At 39.1% G+C, this 16,476-nt stretch carries 16 protein-coding genes, 2 tRNA genes and 1 rRNA gene; 16 read left to right on the top strand and 3 right to left on the bottom strand.

The annotated features are described in order from the left end of the window. The first annotated feature begins 106 nt into the window (after positions 1 to 106). Positions 107 to 1,051, top strand: a complete 945-nt coding sequence (gene tehA, locus GG9_RS05975) for a dicarboxylate transporter/tellurite-resistance protein TehA (protein WP_032825060.1) — start codon at positions 107 to 109, stop codon at positions 1,049 to 1,051. A 52-nt stretch (positions 1,052 to 1,103) separates the two neighbouring features. On the opposite strand, the gene tsaA is transcribed toward tehA, so the two are convergent. Then, positions 1,104 to 1,823 (bottom strand): tRNA (N6-threonylcarbamoyladenosine(37)-N6)-methyltransferase TrmO, encoded by a 720-nt coding sequence (gene tsaA, locus GG9_RS05980; protein WP_005630829.1) that lies wholly within the window; start codon positions 1,821 to 1,823, stop codon positions 1,104 to 1,106. Between the two features lie 61 nt (positions 1,824 to 1,884). Here tsaA and menA point away from each other — a divergent pair, with 61 nt between their 5' ends. From menA to GG9_RS05995, 3 genes are all read left to right on the top strand, one after another. Next, a complete protein-coding gene (gene menA, locus GG9_RS05985; RefSeq protein WP_005630826.1) occupies positions 1,885 to 2,796 on the top strand; it encodes a 1,4-dihydroxy-2-naphthoate octaprenyltransferase in 912 nt (303 codons plus the stop codon). 51 nt (positions 2,797 to 2,847) lie between these two features. Next, positions 2,848 to 3,345 (top strand): ribonuclease E activity regulator RraA, encoded by a 498-nt coding sequence (rraA, locus tag GG9_RS05990; protein WP_005630824.1) that lies wholly within the window; start codon positions 2,848 to 2,850, stop codon positions 3,343 to 3,345. 156 nt (positions 3,346 to 3,501) lie between these two features. After that, positions 3,502 to 4,887 (top strand): DASS family sodium-coupled anion symporter, encoded by a 1,386-nt coding sequence (locus GG9_RS05995; protein ID WP_005630822.1) that lies wholly within the window; start codon positions 3,502 to 3,504, stop codon positions 4,885 to 4,887. A gap of 105 nt (positions 4,888 to 4,992) precedes the next feature. Here the strand turns inward: GG9_RS05995 and folD are convergent, their stop codons facing one another. Next, positions 4,993 to 5,841 carry a bifunctional methylenetetrahydrofolate dehydrogenase/methenyltetrahydrofolate cyclohydrolase FolD gene (gene folD, locus GG9_RS06000; RefSeq protein WP_005630820.1) on the bottom strand — a complete coding sequence of 283 codons (849 nt, stop codon included), beginning with the start codon at positions 5,839 to 5,841 and terminating at the stop codon, positions 4,993 to 4,995. A 178-nt stretch (positions 5,842 to 6,019) separates the two neighbouring features. On the opposite strand from folD, the gene GG9_RS0108585 reads away from it, so the two are divergent. The 9 genes from GG9_RS0108585 (at position 6,020) to htpX (ending at position 13,498) form a co-directional block, all read left to right on the top strand. After that, positions 6,020 to 6,096 (top strand) — tRNA-Pro (locus tag GG9_RS0108585). Positions 6,097 to 6,144: 48 nt separating this feature from the next. Beyond that, positions 6,145 to 6,221 (top strand) — tRNA-Arg (locus tag GG9_RS0108580). Between the two features lie 110 nt (positions 6,222 to 6,331). Continuing rightward, a complete protein-coding gene (gene rapA, locus GG9_RS06005; RefSeq protein ID WP_005630818.1) occupies positions 6,332 to 9,103 on the top strand; it encodes an RNA polymerase-associated protein RapA in 2,772 nt (923 codons plus the stop codon). 2 nt (positions 9,104 to 9,105) lie between these two features. Continuing rightward, the gene (gene rluA / locus GG9_RS06010; protein ID WP_005630816.1) at positions 9,106 to 9,765 is read left to right on the top strand and encodes a bifunctional tRNA pseudouridine(32) synthase/23S rRNA pseudouridine(746) synthase RluA; all 660 of its coding nucleotides are present in this window, start codon (positions 9,106 to 9,108) and stop codon (positions 9,763 to 9,765) included. 26 nt (positions 9,766 to 9,791) lie between these two features. Next, the gene (locus GG9_RS06015) at positions 9,792 to 10,370 is read left to right on the top strand and encodes a rhomboid family intramembrane serine protease (RefSeq protein ID WP_005630814.1); all 579 of its coding nucleotides are present in this window, start codon (positions 9,792 to 9,794) and stop codon (positions 10,368 to 10,370) included. A gap of 29 nt (positions 10,371 to 10,399) precedes the next feature. Further along, on the top strand, positions 10,400 to 11,152 hold the full coding sequence (locus GG9_RS06020; protein ID WP_005630812.1) for a DeoR/GlpR family transcriptional regulator: 753 nt from the start codon (positions 10,400 to 10,402) through the stop codon (positions 11,150 to 11,152). Between the two features lie 127 nt (positions 11,153 to 11,279). Next, entirely contained in the window at positions 11,280 to 12,032 is a 753-nt protein-coding gene (locus GG9_RS06025; RefSeq protein ID WP_005630810.1) for an MlaA family lipoprotein, read from the top strand. 57 nt (positions 12,033 to 12,089) lie between these two features. Further along, entirely contained in the window at positions 12,090 to 12,479 is a 390-nt protein-coding gene (locus tag GG9_RS06030; RefSeq protein WP_005630808.1) for a RidA family protein, read from the top strand. Positions 12,480 to 12,643: 164 nt separating this feature from the next. Continuing rightward, positions 12,644 to 13,498: a protease HtpX gene (gene htpX, locus GG9_RS06035; protein WP_192805823.1), complete on the top strand. Its 855-nt coding sequence runs from the start codon at positions 12,644 to 12,646 to the stop codon at positions 13,496 to 13,498. Positions 13,499 to 13,542: 44 nt separating this feature from the next. Here the strand turns inward: htpX and tusA are convergent, their stop codons facing one another. Further along, positions 13,543 to 13,782 carry a sulfurtransferase TusA gene (gene tusA / locus GG9_RS06040; protein ID WP_005630802.1) on the bottom strand — a complete coding sequence of 80 codons (240 nt, stop codon included), beginning with the start codon at positions 13,780 to 13,782 and terminating at the stop codon, positions 13,543 to 13,545. Between the two features lie 115 nt (positions 13,783 to 13,897). Here tusA and GG9_RS06045 point away from each other — a divergent pair, with 115 nt between their 5' ends. From GG9_RS06045 to GG9_RS0108575, 3 genes are all read left to right on the top strand, one after another. Further along, positions 13,898 to 14,518 carry a YigZ family protein gene (locus tag GG9_RS06045; protein ID WP_005630800.1) on the top strand — a complete coding sequence of 207 codons (621 nt, stop codon included), beginning with the start codon at positions 13,898 to 13,900 and terminating at the stop codon, positions 14,516 to 14,518. 2 nt (positions 14,519 to 14,520) lie between these two features. Next, complete coding sequence (locus tag GG9_RS06050) at positions 14,521 to 15,984, top strand: TrkH family potassium uptake protein (RefSeq protein ID WP_005630798.1); 1,464 nt, start codon at positions 14,521 to 14,523, stop codon at positions 15,982 to 15,984. 356 nt (positions 15,985 to 16,340) lie between these two features. Continuing rightward, positions 16,341 to 16,476 (top strand): 16S ribosomal RNA (locus tag GG9_RS0108575); the annotation flags it as partial.

The raw sequence follows: 16,476 nt of genomic DNA, 5'->3' as shown, positions 1-16,476 counted from the left end.
TATGTTTCTTTATAGAAATTTCACAAAAATTTGAGATTTTTAGAAAAGTCTGTTGTTGATGGCTGTGCTAAACTTCGCTCAAATTATTCAAAATAAGGATCATACTATGAATACAACAAAACCTTTTCCTCTTCCAACGGGATATTTCGGTATTCCTCTTGGTTTAGCCGCTTTATCTTTGGCTTGGCTTCATCTAGAAAACTTATTTCCTACTGCCCGAACCGTAAGTGATGTTCTTGGCATCGTAGCAAGTGCGGTCTGGATTTTATTTATTTTAATGTATGTGTATAAACTTTGTTATTACTTTGATGAAGTTCGTGCAGAGTATCATTGCCCAGTTCGTTTTTCCTTTATTGCGTTGATTCCTATTACAACCATGTTGGTGGGCGATATTATTTATCGTTGGAATCCTTTAATAGCTGAAGTGATGATTTGGGTTGGTACTGTAGGACAGTTACTTTTCTCATCATTGCGTATCAGTGAACTATGGCAAGGTGGTGTATTTGAACAAAAATCCACTCGTCCTCCATTTTATTTGCCTGCAGTAGCGGCAAATTTCACAAGTGCAAGTTCATTGGCATTACTCGGTTACCATGATTTAGGTTATTTGTTCTTTGGCGCAGGAATGGTTGCATGGATTATTTTTGAGCCCGTATTATTACAACATTTGCGAATTTCATCTCTTGAGCCGCCATTTAGAGCCACAATGGGCATTATTCTTGCGCCTGCATTTGTGGGAGCATCCGCTTATTTGTCACTTAATCATGGCGAAGTGGATACTTTAGTTAAAATCCTTTGGGGATATGGGTTTTTGCAATTATTTTTCTTATTGCGATTATTCCCTTGGATTGTGGAAAAAGGACTTAACATTGGCTTATGGGGATTCTCATTCGGATTAGCGTCTATGGCAAACAGTGCTATCGCTTTCTATCATGGCAATGTTTTACAAGGCGTGTCTATTTTTGCCTTTGTTTTCTCAAATTTAATGATTGGGTTATTAGTTCTAATGACGATTATTAAATTAGCTAAAGGGCAGTTTTTCCTAAAATAAGGCATTTAAATCGACTAAGGCAGAGAACCCCTGCCTTATTTACATATTCCATCTATTTGTCTTTTTCTATTTCAATCACTTCTACACAATTCACTGTACCCACTTTAATTCGCCATTTCACATTAAATTCGTACAAACTCATTCCATAAACACGATCACTCAGTTTACCTTGTTGATAGGCTGGGCGAGGATCTTGCTCTAGCACTTGGCGAATGAAACGACTTAAGTGCGGTCGTTTTTCTTCTCGTTTTTTTACCGCACTTTGGGCTTGCTCGGTAAATTCAACAGTCAGTTTTACTGGAGGTTTTTCTTGAGCAAAGCTCGATTGCGCATTTGGCTCACTATCCGCATAGGCAATATAGGGTTTGATATCGAAAATGGGCGTGCCATCCACTAAATCCACTGCACCTAAATGGAGAAAAACGTTACCGTTGATACATTCTACTTGACGTAATTCGACTTTGGATAAACCAAGAGGATTTGGGCGGTGCGTTGCGCGTGAAGCAAACACGCCAATTCGTTGATTACCGCCTAACCGCGGAGGGCGTACGGTGGGTTGCCATTTTCCTTGTTGGATTTGGTCGAACTGAAAAATTAACCAAAGGTGACTGAATTGTTCCAGTCCTCTCACAGCTTCAGGTGAATTATACGGCGGTAAGAGTTCTACAATGCCTACTCCATCTTCAACTAAATTAGGTTGGCGTGGTACGGAGAATTTTTCTTTATAAGGTGTGTGGATAATGGCGATAGGCGATAAGGTTAAATCATTCATAAATTGGGTGTCTTAGTGTAGAATACGCGGCCTATTGTAATCAAAAGTGCGGTCAAAAAAAATGACAAATGAAAAATTGAAAATGTGGTGGGAAACGGCTAGACCAAAAACTTTGCCCTTAGCGTTGGCATCGATTTTCACGGGTTCGGCATTAGGTTATTGGGCGAATCCACAAGGTTTTAATGGGCTTGTAATGGCGCTTTGTTTACTTACGACAATTTTATTGCAGGTGCTTTCTAATTTTGCCAATGATTATGGGGATCATCAAAAAGGTTCAGATACTGAAGAACGTATTGGACCATTACGTGGCATTCAAAAAGGCGCAATTTCAGCCAAAGAACTGAAATGGGGATTAATTCTAATGGCGGTGGCAAGTTTTCTTTCAGGAAGTTTCTTGATTGGAATCGCTTATGAAAACCTCTCGGATTTATTCGCTTTCGCTGGGCTTGGCATTTTAGCTATTGTTGCTGCCATTACTTATACGGTTGGGGCAAAACCTTATGGCTATATGGGCTTGGGCGATATTTCTGTATTGGTATTTTTTGGTTTGCTTGGTGTGGGCGGCACTTATTATTTGCAAACTCACAGTATTGATAGCCACATTATTTTGCCTGCTATTGGTTCTGGCTTATTGGCAAGTGCGGTATTAAATATCAATAATTTACGCGATATTGAACAGGATGCGAAAGCGGGCAAAAATACCTTAGCTGTTCGTTTAGGTGCATATAAAGGGCGTGTTTATCATTGTATTTTATTAAGTGTGGCAGCCCTATGTTATTTAGCATTTGTGTTGGCGACGGCTATTTCTTGGGCAAATTATTTATTTGTATTGGCAATGCCATTGTTAGCTAAGCATGCGATCTTTGTTTATCACAGTCAGCAACCAAGTGAATTGCGTCCAATGTTGGCTCAAATGTCTATGATTTCGTTATTAATCAATATCTTGTTTAGTTTAGGCTTGCTTATCGGCTAAATCGGCATATACTAAAGCAAACAAAATTTCAACAATCGATAGGGGAAAGTTATGTTTATTGATACTTCAGAACTTTGCGATCTTTATGCAGAACAAGTGGATGTAGTGGAGCCAATTTTTTCAAGCTTTGGTGGCGTAAGTCATTTTTACGGTAAAGTCACTACGGTAAAATGCTTTGAAAGTAATGGATTAATTGCTGAAGTATTAGAAGAAAATGGCGAAGGTCGAGTGCTTGTCATTGATGGAGGTGGTGCGGTACGCCGTGGTTTAATTGATGCAGAATTGGCTCAACTTGCTGTTGATAATGGTTGGGAAGGCATTATTGTATATGGTGCAGTACGCCAAATTCAGCAATTAGAAAACCTCGATATTGGTATTCATGCCCTTGCGCCAATTCCAGTCAGTGCAGATGAAAGCAGTGCTGGCGAGAGTGATATTCCAGTGAATTTTGGTGGCGTAACCTTTTTCCCTGAAGATTATATTTACGCAGATCTGACAGGAATTATACTTTCGCAAGAGCCCTTAGATTTAGATGATTCGGACGAATAATACGAAAGAGCAAAAGTGCGGTGAAAAAATTCACCGCACTTTTTTTGTCAAAATTTTTTGCACTCGATCACATTTCTGAAAATTGAGCATTGCAACTTATTAACATTCATTTAACATTGTAGTCCGTTCGAGTTAGAACACTAACGGAGGAGCTTTATGACTGAGATGAAATCTTTCAAAAATCACAAAAATGGCATTATTTTTATTTTAGATATAGTGCTGTTTTTTGTGTTATTAAAAGTGCTGCCTTATGAGCCAAAAGCAAATGCTGGTTTAGCGTTATTGGCTTTTGTCGCAGTGCTTTGGTTAACTGAGGCATTGCATGTTACGGTTACCGCATTATTGGTGCCATTATTGGCGATTGCGCTAGATTTAGTGAGCACTAAGCAAGCTTTAGTGGCTTTTGCTGATCCTACAATCTTTTTATTTTTTGGTGGCTTTTCTTTGGCTACAGCCTTACATATTCAAAAACTTGATAAAATGATTGCTAATAAGATTATGGTGTTAGCGCGCGATAATTTATTTATTGCCATTATTTATCTCTTTTTGATTACAGCCTTCCTTTCTATGTGGATGAGTAACACGGCAACTGCAGCTATGATGTTACCACTCGCAATGGGGATTTTAAGCCAACTTGATCGTGAGAAAGAACATAATACTTATGTGTTTGTGTTGTTAGGGATTGCTTATAGTGCATCAATTGGTGGTATGGGAACCCTTGTAGGTAGTCCGCCGAATGCCATCGTGGCAAGTAACCTACATTTAACTTTTGCAGATTGGTTATGGTATGGTTTACCTATTATGATTATTTTGTTACCAATTATGATTGGTACGCTTTATATTATTTTCAAACCAAAACTCCATCTTAATTTTGAGCAATCTTTTGAAAACATTGAAATGAATTCAGTGCGTGTATTAACGCTTGTTATTTTTGTTGTAATTGCTTTAACTTGGGTATTTAGTGGGCAAATTAATCCGCTGATTTCAGGCTTACTTGGTTTGCAGAAAAATATTGCGAGCTTCGATAGTGTTGTCGCTTTATTAGCGGCTATTGTGATTTGTTCTACGGGCATTGCAAGCTGGAAACAAATTCAAGAAAGTACTGATTGGGGTGTATTAATGCTTTTCGGTGGTGGATTAACATTAAGTGCGGTATTGAAGGATTCTGGAGCAAGTAAAATTTTAGCAGATAGTATTGTCTTTATGATTGAAGGACAACATTTCTATCTTATTGGCTTGTTAGTTGCGGCGTTCATTATTTTCTTAACTGAATTTACTTCTAACACAGCAAGTGCGGCACTGCTGGTCCCAATCTTTATTTCTATCGCCCAATCATTGGGTATGCCTGAAATTGGTTTAGCATTAATTATTGGTATTGGTGCATCCTGTGCCTTTATGTTACCAGTGGCGACGCCTCCAAATGCTATTGTATTTGGTTCTGGACAAGTGAAACAAAGTGAAATGGTAAAAGCTGGTTTCGTATTGAATTTAGTATGTATCGTCGTGATTGCAACTGTCGGCTATATGTTCTGGTTGAACTAATTTAGATTTGATTATTTACAAAATTCTTTAGTGATTAAAATAAATGGGTTAAAGCGAATAAGGCTTTAACCCATTTTTCTTGTGATAAGATTCGTTTATACAAAGCTATTTATTGTGTTCATAAGCGTAAAGTGTGTTGCTCATTAACATTGCAACGGTCATTGGCCCAACACCGCCAGGAACGGGGGTAATATAAGCTGCTTTTTCGGCTGCTTTGTCAAACTCTACATCGCCTACTAATTTTTCATCTAGGCGGTTAATTCCGACATCAATTACGACCGCACTTTCTTTGATCCAATCTCCGGGGATCAAATTCGGCTTACCCACCGCGACGACAAGTATATCTGCTTGGCGAACATGGCTTTCTAAATCTTTGGTGAATCGATGAGTTACTGTGACAGTTGCGCCAGCTAATAATAATTCTAAAGACATTGGGCGGCCGACAATATTGGATGCGCCTACAATTACTGCGTGTTTGCCATGTAGGTCAATGCCCGTTGTTTCTAATAATTTCATTACACCATAAGGGGTGCAGGCACGTAAAGTTGGGATACGTTGGCATAAAAGCCCAACATTGTAAGGATGGAAACCATCCACATCTTTTTTCGGATCGATACGTTCAATTATTGCTTCTGTGTTAATTTGTTTGGGTAACGGTAGTTGTACCAAAATACCATCAATATTTTTATCAGCATTAAGTTTGTCAATAATCGATAACAATTCATCTTGTGTGGTGGTATCTGGCAGATCATAAGATTTAGAGAGAATGCCAATTTCTTCACAGCTTTTACGTTTATTACCAACGTAGATTTGCGAAGCAGGATCCGCACCCACGAGAATGACTGCAAGCCCAGGCGCGCGTTTTCCTTGCTTAATGTAATGGGTGATTTTATCTGCCACATCGGCTTTAATTTTTTTTGAAAGTGCGGTACCAGAGATGATTTGTGCGGTCATTGGGCTGTCCTTTTGAATGATGGGAAAGAAAGCGTTTGCTATTTTAGCGGACAATGATTTTTTTACAACGAAAAAGGGGGTATTTTTCCTAAAGTGGAATAATTTTGAACAATTAAATTAAAAAATCAAAAAATTAATTGACTGAGATAAAAACAAACCTATAATTGACCGCACTCGTCGGCGAGTAGCGCAGCTTGGTAGCGCAACTGGTTTGGGACCAGTGGGTCGTAGGTTCAAATCCTATCTCGCCGACCACTTCTTTTATATTGTCTTGAAATTCCGTACAAAAGAAATCCTTTGAATGCGCCCTTAGCTCAGCTGGATAGAGCAACGCCCTTCTAAGGCGTGGGTCAAAGGTTCGAATCCTTTAGGGCGTGCCATTTATTTCTTCAATCCATTTTTTATTCTCTTTTATTAATTTCTTTTGCTATTTAAGCAAGCTACAATACGCCCCCAAATTTTATCAATATAAATCAGAAAGAGAATAATTATGCCCTTTGCTATTGGTCAGCGTTGGTTGAGTGAAAGTGAGAATGCTTTAGGATTAGGTGTTATTACTGCATTAGATCAACGAACTGTTACTATTTATTTCCCCGCAGCAGATGAAACGCGGATATATGCTATGGCGCAAGCACCTTTAAGTCGGATTGTATTTAGCAAAGGTGAAACATTATCCCATCAAGATGGCTGGCAAGGCGAGATTTTAGACGTTCAAAATATGAACGGTTTGCTATTTTATTTAGTTAAAAATCCACAAGGTGAAGATGTCATTGTGCAAGAACGTGATATTTCATCGATTATTTCTTTTAGCCAAGCAAAAGATCGCCTCTTTTCAGCGCAAATTGATCGCAGCAGTCATTTTGCATTGCGTTATCGCACGCTTTGTCATCAGCAAGCACAATTTAAATCGCCATTGCGTGGTTTACGCGGAACGCGTGCGGGCTTAATTCCTCATCAGCTTCATATTGCAGCTGAAGTCGGTAATCGAGTTAATCCTCGCGTGTTATTGGCGGATGAGGTTGGTTTAGGGAAAACCATTGAAGCAGGAATGATTTTGCAGAATCAACTTTTTGCTGAGAAAGTGCAACGTGTTCTTATTATCGTGCCAGAAACGTTGCAACATCAATGGCTGGTGGAAATGCTTCGTCGTTTTAATTTGCATTTTTCACTTTTTGATGAAGAACGGTGCAACGATTTTGATCTTGATGCCGTTAATCCATTCACGACTGAAAGTTTAATTATCTGTTCGCTGAATTGGTTAGAAACTCATCCAAACCGAGTAGAGCAGGCACTCAATGCTCAATTTGACTGTTTAATTGTGGATGAGGCGCATCATCTCGTTTGGTCCGAAACTTCGCCAAGTGTTGCTTATTTATTAGTTGAACAGCTTGCTCGTATCATTCCCTCTGTATTGTTACTCACGGCAACTCCAGAGCAACTTGGTCAAGAAAGTCATTTTGCTCGTTTGCGCTTACTGGATCCAGAACGTTTCTTTGATTATCAAACCTTTGTGAAAGAGCAGGAACGCTACCAACCTGTGGTTAATGCCGTTGAATCTTTGTTGGCAAATAAGGCATTAAGTGCGGTAGAAAAAAATCATATTTCTGATTTGTTGCTTGAACAAGATGTTGAGCCACTTTTTAAAGCAATTGCATCAAATAATGATGAGGAACAGCATCGTGCCCGTCAGGAACTGATTCAAGCCTTAATTGATCGTCATGGCACGGGGCGAATGTTATTCCGCAATACACGTCAAGGCGTGAAAGGTTTTCCGCACCGTGTTTACCACCAAATTACACTCTCTGAAGAGAATGATAAAATTAATTGGCTGATTGACTTCCTCAAACTCCATCGCGATGAAAAAATTTTTGTGATTTGCCAGACGTCGGCAACGGCGATTCAGTTAGAACAAATTTTGCGTGAACGTGAGGCGATTCGCGCCGCAGTGTTCCACGAAAAAATGTCGATTATTGAACGGGATAGAGCCGCAGCTTATTTTGCGGATTTAGAAAACGGCGCGCAGGTTTTACTGAGTTCGAGTATTGGCTCGGAAGGGCGTAACTTCCAATTTGCGGCAAATTTAGTGTTATTTGATTTACCGATAAATCCTGATTTATTGGAACAATGTATTGGCCGATTAGATCGTATTGGACAAAAACGTGATGTGCAAATTTATGTGCCTTGTGCGAAAGATTCGCCTCAAAGCCGTTTAGCGCGTTGGTACAATGAGGGGCTGAATGCTTTTGAAGAAACTTGTCCAATGGGAATGGCATTATTTTCACAGTTTGAGGACGAGTTGGAAAAAGTGCGGTCAAATTCTACCGCACTTTCAGAGAATGAATTTTCTGAATTATTAAAACAAACTAAAACCGCGCGGGAAAAACTCAAGATTGAGTTAGAAAAGGGGCGGGATCGTTTATTAGAGCTAAATTCTCATGGAGGTGAGCAAGCACAAGCGTTAGCGGATCAAATTGCTGATGAAGATAATTCGCCTGAGCTTGTGAATTTTGCTTTAAAATTATTTGATATTATTGGCGTAGAGCAAGAAGATCTTGGCGCAAATAGTATTGTGATTAGCCCAACTGGAACAATGCTTGTGCCCGATTTTCCGGGTTTAAAAGAAGAAGGTGTGACGGTTACCTTTGATCGAGAGCTTGCCCTTGCTCGCGAAGAAATGGAGTTTCTGACTTGGGATCATCCAATGATTCGTCAAGGTATTGATCTTGTTGCTTCTGGTGATATTGGCAAAGCCGCAATGGCATTGCTTGTGAATAAACAACTCCCAGCTGGAACCTTACTAATTGAATTGATTTACGTGGTAGAAAGCCAATCGCCAAAAGGATTACAGCTCAATCGTTTCTTACCACCAACGCCTATTCGTCTGCTGCTTGATAACAAAGGAAATAACATTGGTGAGCAGGTTGCCTTTGAAACATTGCATAGCAAATTGAAACCACTTGGTAAAAATATTGCTAATCAAATGGTGAAAATGGCACGGAGCAATATTGAATCCTTGATCATGCGAGGCGATCAGCTAGTAAAATCTTTAGCTGACCCGATTATTGCCGAAGCTAAAAATCAAGCAGATCAACAATTAAGCGCAGAAATTAACCGTTTGCAGGCTTTGCGAGCAGTGAATAAAAATATTCGCCAAAGCGAAATTGATATTTTAGAACAACAACGAACACAATCACTAGACGAGCTTTCTAAAGCAAATTGGCGTTTGGATTGCTTGCGTGTCATTGTGACGAACAAGGAATAAAAATGGCATTGATTGAATATAATCCGCCTCTTGAACCTTATTTAGATATGATTTATCAAGATAATCATTTGTGCGTGGTGAACAAACCTAGCGGTTTGCTTTCTGTGCCTGGTAATCAACCACAATATTATGATAGCGCAATGAGTCGAGTGAAAGAAAAATTCGGCTTTTGCGAGCCAGCTCATCGTTTGGATATGGCAACGAGCGGCATCATTGTGTTTGCTTTAAGTAAGGCGGCGGATCGTGAATTAAAACGTCAATTTCGCGAACGTGAACCGAAAAAACATTATCAAGCGATTGTTTGGGGTCATTTGGAGAAAGATTATGGCGAGGTAAATTTGCCGATGATTTGTGATTGGGAAAATCGACCTCGCCAACGTTTGGATTTCGTTTTAGGAAAAAGAGCGGTCACAAAATTCGAAGTTTTAGCACGTTTGCCCAATAACAGTACTCGCGTGAAACTGACGCCCGTGACAGGCAGATCTCATCAGTTACGCTTGCACATGTTAGCATTGGGGCATCCAATTCTAGGCGATAAATTTTACTCTCATCCTCAGGCTAAAGCTATGTCGCCAAGATTATGCTTGCACGCAGAAGAATTGATGATTACCCACCCTATTACAGGGGAAACAATGACATTTAATGCGAAGTTCGATTTTTAAATTTGCGTAGAGACTTGAGATTACGAATGAAAAACTTTTTAGCTCAACAAGGAAAAATCACGCTAATTCTTACCGCACTTTGTGCGGTCATTTATATTGCTCAACAGCTGGGTTTTGAAGACGATATTATGTATTTGATGCATTACCCCGCTTACGAAGAGCAAGATAGCGAAGCGTGGCGTTATATTTCACATACATTGGTACATTTATCTCATTTGCATATTTTGTTTAATCTGTCTTGGTTTTTTATTTTCGGTGGAATGATTGAGCGCACTTTTGGTTCGGTCAAATTATTGATGTTGTATGTTGTAGCCTCCGTCATAACAGGATATGTGCAAAATTATGTGTCTGGCCCCGCTTTCTTTGGACTTTCTGGTGTTGTATATGCTGTGTTGGGTTATGTATTTATATGCGATAAATTGAATCATCATTTATTTGATCTGCCAGAAGGTTTTTTCACGATGTTATTGGTGGGGATCGCATTAGGTTTTATTAGCCCCTTATTTGGTGTTGAAATGGGAAATGCTGCACATATTTCAGGCTTGATTGTCGGCTTGATTTGGGGATTTATTGATAGCAAATTGCGCAAAAATTCGCTAGAGTAAGCCCGTTTAATTTGGATAAAGGATTCGCTATGAAACAATCGTTACGCCATCAAAAAATTATTAAACTGGTGGAGCAAGCTGGCTATTTAAGTACGGAAGAACTGGTTGCTGCCTTAGATGTTAGCCCCCAAACGATTCGCCGTGATTTGAATATTTTGGCGGAGTTGGATTTAATCCGTCGCCATCACGGCGGTGCGGCATCGCCATCTTCTGCTGAAAATTCTGATTACGTGGATCGTAAGCAATTTTTTTCATTACAAAAAAATAATATTGCACAGGAAGTCGCAAAGTTGATTCCTAACGGCGCATCGTTGTTTATTGATATTGGTACCACGCCTGAGGCTGTCGCCAATGCATTGCTTAGCCACGAAAAACTCCGAATTGTGACGAACAATCTGAATGCCGCGCATCTTTTACGCCAAAATGAAAGTTTTGATATTGTCATGGCGGGCGGATCGTTACGAATGGATGGTGGAATTATCGGCGAAGCTACGGTGAATTTTATTTCTCAATTTCGCCTAGATTTCGGGATTTTAGGGATTAGCGCGATCGATGCTGATGGTTCATTATTGGATTATGATTACCATGAAGTGCAAGTCAAGAGAGCGATTATTGAAAGTTCACGTCAGACCTTATTAGTGACCGATCACTCTAAATTTACTCGCCAAGCGATTGTTCGCTTGGGCGAATTAAGTGATGTGGAATATTTGTTTACAGATGATGTTCCTGAAGGAATTGTTAATTATCTGAAAGGTCAGAAAACGAAATTAGTTTTATGTTAGGGATGAGAAAGTGCGGTAAAAATAATGTTTTTTTACCGCACTTTTTATATGTTTTATGGGAAATATTTATTTTGTTGTTATTTGGCAAATTAGGTAGAATAAGCCCACATTTATATAAGGATTCAAAATGAAAATAAAGACGATTTTGACCGCACTTTTTGGCGTAATTATGCTGACAGGTTGTGCAAATAAGAACGACACAAAACAAGCGAGTGACCGTAATGATACCCTTGAAGGGTTCAATCGAACCATGTGGAAATTTAACTATAATGTTATGGATCGCTATGTGTTAGAACCCGCTGCAAAAGGTTGGAATAACTATGTGCCTAAGCCTATTTCTTCTGGTCTTGCTGGCATTGCCAATAATCTTGATGAGCCAGTAAGCTTTGTGAACCGCTTAATTGAAGGTGAACCGAAAAAAGCATTTGTTCACTTTAATCGCTTTTGGATTAATACCGTATTTGGTCTAGGTGGCTTTATTGATTTTGCGAGCGTAAGCAAAGAGTTGCGCGTAGATAATCAACGTGGATTTGGGGAAACGTTAGGTAGCTACGGCGTAGATGCGGGCACTTATATTGTGCTACCGATTTATAATGCAACAACGCCACGTCAATTAACGGGCGCAGTGGTTGATGCGGCTTATATGTATCCATTTTGGGAATGGGTTGGCGGTCCGTGGTCATTAGTGAAATATGGTGTACAAGCGGTGGATGCCCGTGCGAAAAATATTGATAACGCTGAGTTGTTACGCCAAGCACAAGATCCATATGTAACCTTTAGAGAAGCGTATTACCAAAATTTACAATTTAAAGTAAGTGATGGCAAATCAACAGAAAATAAAGAATCGCTTTCTGATGATGTGCTAAAAGAAATTGATTAATAAACAAAAAAGTGCGGTGAAAAATAACCGCACTTTTTATCAACCAAGGAGAAAATGATGACTCAAATTATTCATACTGAAAAAGCACCGGCAGCCATTGGCCCTTATGTTCAAGCGGTTGATCTTGGCAATTTAGTTTTAACCTCAGGGCAAATTCCCGTGAATCCTGCAACAGGCGAAGTGCCTGCGGACATCGTTGCGCAAGCGCGCCAATCTTTAGAAAATGTGAAAGCGATTATCGAGAAAGCGGGTTTAACCGCCGCAGATATTGTAAAAACGACGGTTTTTGTGAAAGATCTTAATGATTTTGCTGCGGTTAATGCAGAATACGAACGTTTCTTTAAAGAAAATAATCATCCTAACTTCCCTGCTCGTTCTTGCGTAGAAGTTGCTCGTTTACCAAAAGATGTAGGATTAGAAATTGAAGCGATTGCTGTAAGAAAATAATTTTCTATTTGGTAATTTCTGCTTAAAAGTGCGGCCATAAACTCGCATGTTTTTGACCGCGCTTTTTGTTTGTATGCTGATAACAGAAATTTTACATTGCACCTTGAATTTTTTGTGAATTTTCCCCACTAAGGAAATACTTAACCCTAACTTTGAGAGAACACATTATGATGCGTATTCTTCTTTTCTTGGCAACCAATATGGCTGTAATGCTGGTATTAGGTATTATTTTAAGTGTGACTGGTATTGCAGGAAATAGCACCGGCGGCATTTTAATTATGGCTTTGCTATTTGGTTTTGCTGGCTCATTAATTTCATTATTCCTGTCTAAAACGATGGCATTACGTTCTGTAGACGGAGAAGTGATTACTCAACCTCGTAATCAAACTGAACGTTGGTTAATTGATACCGTTAGTCGCCAAGCGCAGAAAGCGGGTATTCCGATGCCAGACGTGGCGATTTTTCATTCACCCGATGTGAATGCTTTTGCTACAGGCGCGACAAAAAGCAATTCTTTGGTGGCAGTGAGCACCGGATTATTAAACAACATGACGGAGGCTGAAGCGGAAGCTGTTTTAGCGCACGAAATTTCCCATATTTCCAATGGGGATATGGTGACGATGGCGTTATTACAAGGCGTATTAAATACTTTCGTGATTTTCTTATCTCGCGTTATTGCAACGGCGGTGGCAAGTTCGCGTAACGATAATGGAGAAGAAACGCGCAGCTCAGGCATTTATTTCTTGGTTTCGATGGTATTGGAAATGCTCTTTGGTGTGCTTGCGAGTATTATCGCAATGTGGTTCTCGCGCTACCGAGAATTTCGTGCAGATGCTGGTTCCGCAAGTTTAGTTGGCAAAGAAAAAATGATCATGGCATTACAACGTTTGCAACAACTTCACGAACCCCAAAATCTTGAAGGTTCTTTAAATGCCTTTATGATTAACGGAAAACGAAGTGAACTCTTTATGAGCCATCCGCCACTCGAAAAGCGTATTGAAGCCTTACGCAATCTTTAAAAATCATAAAAAAATCGGCCGCATTTTAATGATGGTCGATTTTTTTATTTTCCTTTTTTCACCCAATATTTGAACGGTGGTTTTTCCACTTCACTTTGCAGTAAGGTGTGATCCATAAATTGACAGAAACTTGGAATATCTCTTGTTGTTGCAGGATCGTCAGCAATAATCAAAAGTATTTCCCCATCGTTAAGATGACGAATATTTTTACGAACAAGCATGACAGGTTCTGGGCAACGTAATCCTAAAGTATCTAGGGTTTGTGTGACGGAAATTTCAGACATATTCTTTTTTCTTTTGAAAAACAGGGTCATATCATACCGCACTTACGGCAAAATTTCGACAAATCCCAGTCATCAGTGATAGACTAGCATCATTGAAATTAGTTTGAAAAAATGAATGGCGGAATACCTCGTTCCTAAAAGTGCGGTTGTTTTTGAAGAAGAAATTAAGAAAAGCCGTTTTATTACTTATTTACAGCACACCGAAGGTTTAGAAGACGCAAGAGCTTTTTGGGCAAAGATTAAACAAGAACACCCAAATGCTCGGCATCATTGTTGGGCTGCCGTAGCAGGCAAGCCAACAGATTCTCTACAACTTGGTTTTTCTGATGATGGCGAACCTGCTGGAACGGCAGGAAAGCCAATGTTGAGTGCATTGCAAGGTAGTCAATTCGGTGAAATCAGTGCGGTGGTGGTTCGCTATTATGGCGGTATTTTGCTCGGAACAGGTGGATTAGTTCGTGCTTATGGCAATGGCGTTCAACAAGCGTTAAAGTTGATTGAAAGCGAAATTAAAGTTGAACGAACCCCTTTCAAACTTGATTGTGACTATGGTCAGCTAAGTTTGGTGCTACAACTTTGTGAAAAATATCAGGTTGAGATTTTATCTCAAGATTTTCAGGTAAATATTCATTTGATTTTAGGTATTAGTGAAAAAACAGTCGATGTTTTTTCTTCAGAATTAACGGAAAAGTCTGCGGGCAGATTAGTCATCCAACTTTTAGAGACAGGCGAATAATAGTGCATATTTTATCGATTATCCGAATTATTGGTATTCTTGTGATGTGTTTTTCTGGCACGATGCTGATTCCAGCATTTGTCGCACTGATTTATGGCGATGGTGGCGGTAAGGCATTTATGCAGGCTTTTATGTTAAGTTTGACGGCGGGCACATTGCTTTGGTGGCCATGCCATCACCATAAACAAGAATTACGATCCCGTGATGGTTTTTTGATTGTTGTGGCTTTTTGGTTAGTTTTAGGAAGCTTGGCAACATTGCCTCTTTTATTGTTCGATTCACCACATTTAACTATTGCTTCAGCCGTATTTGAAGCATTTTCTGGCTTAACTACTACTGGTGCAACGGTAATGACGGGGCTGGATAATTTACCTAAATCTATTTTGTTTTATCGTCAGTTTTTACAATGGTTAGGTGGTATGGGGATTATCGTATTGGCTGTGGCGATAATTCCGCTGTTGGGAATTGGTGGGACACAATTATATCGAGCAGAATCTTCAGGTCCTCTTAAAGATCAAAAATCTTTGCCTAAAATTTCAGAAGTGGCGAAAGCGCTATGGATTATTTATGCTTCATTAACTGTTCTTTGTGCCATTGCATATTGGCTATCAGGAATGAGTCTTTTTGATGCCATTGGGCATAGTTTTTCGACAATTTCAAATGGCGGATTTTCAACACACGATGCAAGTATTGGCTATTTTAATCAAGCTTCCATTTATTGGGTTACAACAATTTTTATGCTGATTGGTGGTGTTAATTTTAGCTTACATATTTCCGCTTTTCTTGCACTAGGTAAAAGAAATATTTGGCGAAATTATTGGAAAGATCCCGAATTTCGTTTTTTTCTAACGATGCAAATTATTTTTATTGGTATTGTATCTCTATCTTTATATGGTTATGGTTTAGTTTCAGATATGAACGAGGCAGTAACAAAAGGTGCATTACAATTAACATCAATGTCAATGACTGCTGGTTATACGATTTTTGATATTGATAATCTTCCGCCTTTTATTGGGCTTTTACTGGTAATTTCTGCGGTAATTGGTGGTTGTGGTGGTTCCACAACTGGGGGATTAAAAGCGATACGGACACTTATATTGTGGAAACAAATCGATCGAGAACTGCATAGTTTAATTCATCCAAATTTAGTACAACCAATTCGAATAGGTAAAAATTGTCTAGCACCAAGAATGATAGAAAGTATTTGGGCATTTTTCATTATTTTTATATTGGTTTATTGGGGGTGTGTTTTTGCTGTTATTCTTTGTGGAATGAATGCTTTTGATGCGATGGGAGCCGTATTCGCCACATTAACGAATGCAGGACCGGGACTTGGTTTTATTCACGAAAGTTTTATTGATGTTCCAGAAAGTGCTAAATTAGTCTTTAGTTTTGCTATGATCTGTGGACGTTTAGAAATGTTTTCATTAATCGTGCTGTTTATTCCAAGCTATTGGAAAAAATAATTTTTGAAAAATTATTGTATTTTTGACCGCACTTTTTAATGAAATGTTTATATTTCCATCAAAAGATCATTTTTTTAAATATTTTTGTAAAAAGTGCTTGCAAGGGATTTGAAAATCCCTATAATGCACCGCACACAACGACGCACTGTTGTGAAATATTTAAGTTTACAAGTGCGTCGTTGTTTTTTGCTCTTTAACAATGTATCAGACAATCTGTGTGGGCACTTGTTGATTGACTTGTTTTAAAATATTTTTTAATTTTGAAGTCTTAATAGGTGCTTAACTGAAAATTCATCATTACTTTTTTAACTAGTATTTTTATTTATAGCTAAGCAGTTTATTGAGCGATTGAACTTGAATTGAAGAGTTTGATCATGGCTCAGATTGAACGCTGGCGGCAGGCTTAACACATGCAAGTCGAACGGTAGCAGGAGAAAGCTTGCTTTCTTGCTGACGAGTGGCGGACGGGTGAGTAATGCTTGGGAATCTGGC

It is taken from the genome of Haemophilus haemolyticus M19501 (assembly GCF_000222025.1).
GTDB lineage: Bacteria > Pseudomonadota > Gammaproteobacteria > Enterobacterales > Pasteurellaceae > Haemophilus > Haemophilus haemolyticus_G.
This window is presented reverse-complemented; position numbering and strand designations above follow the sequence as displayed.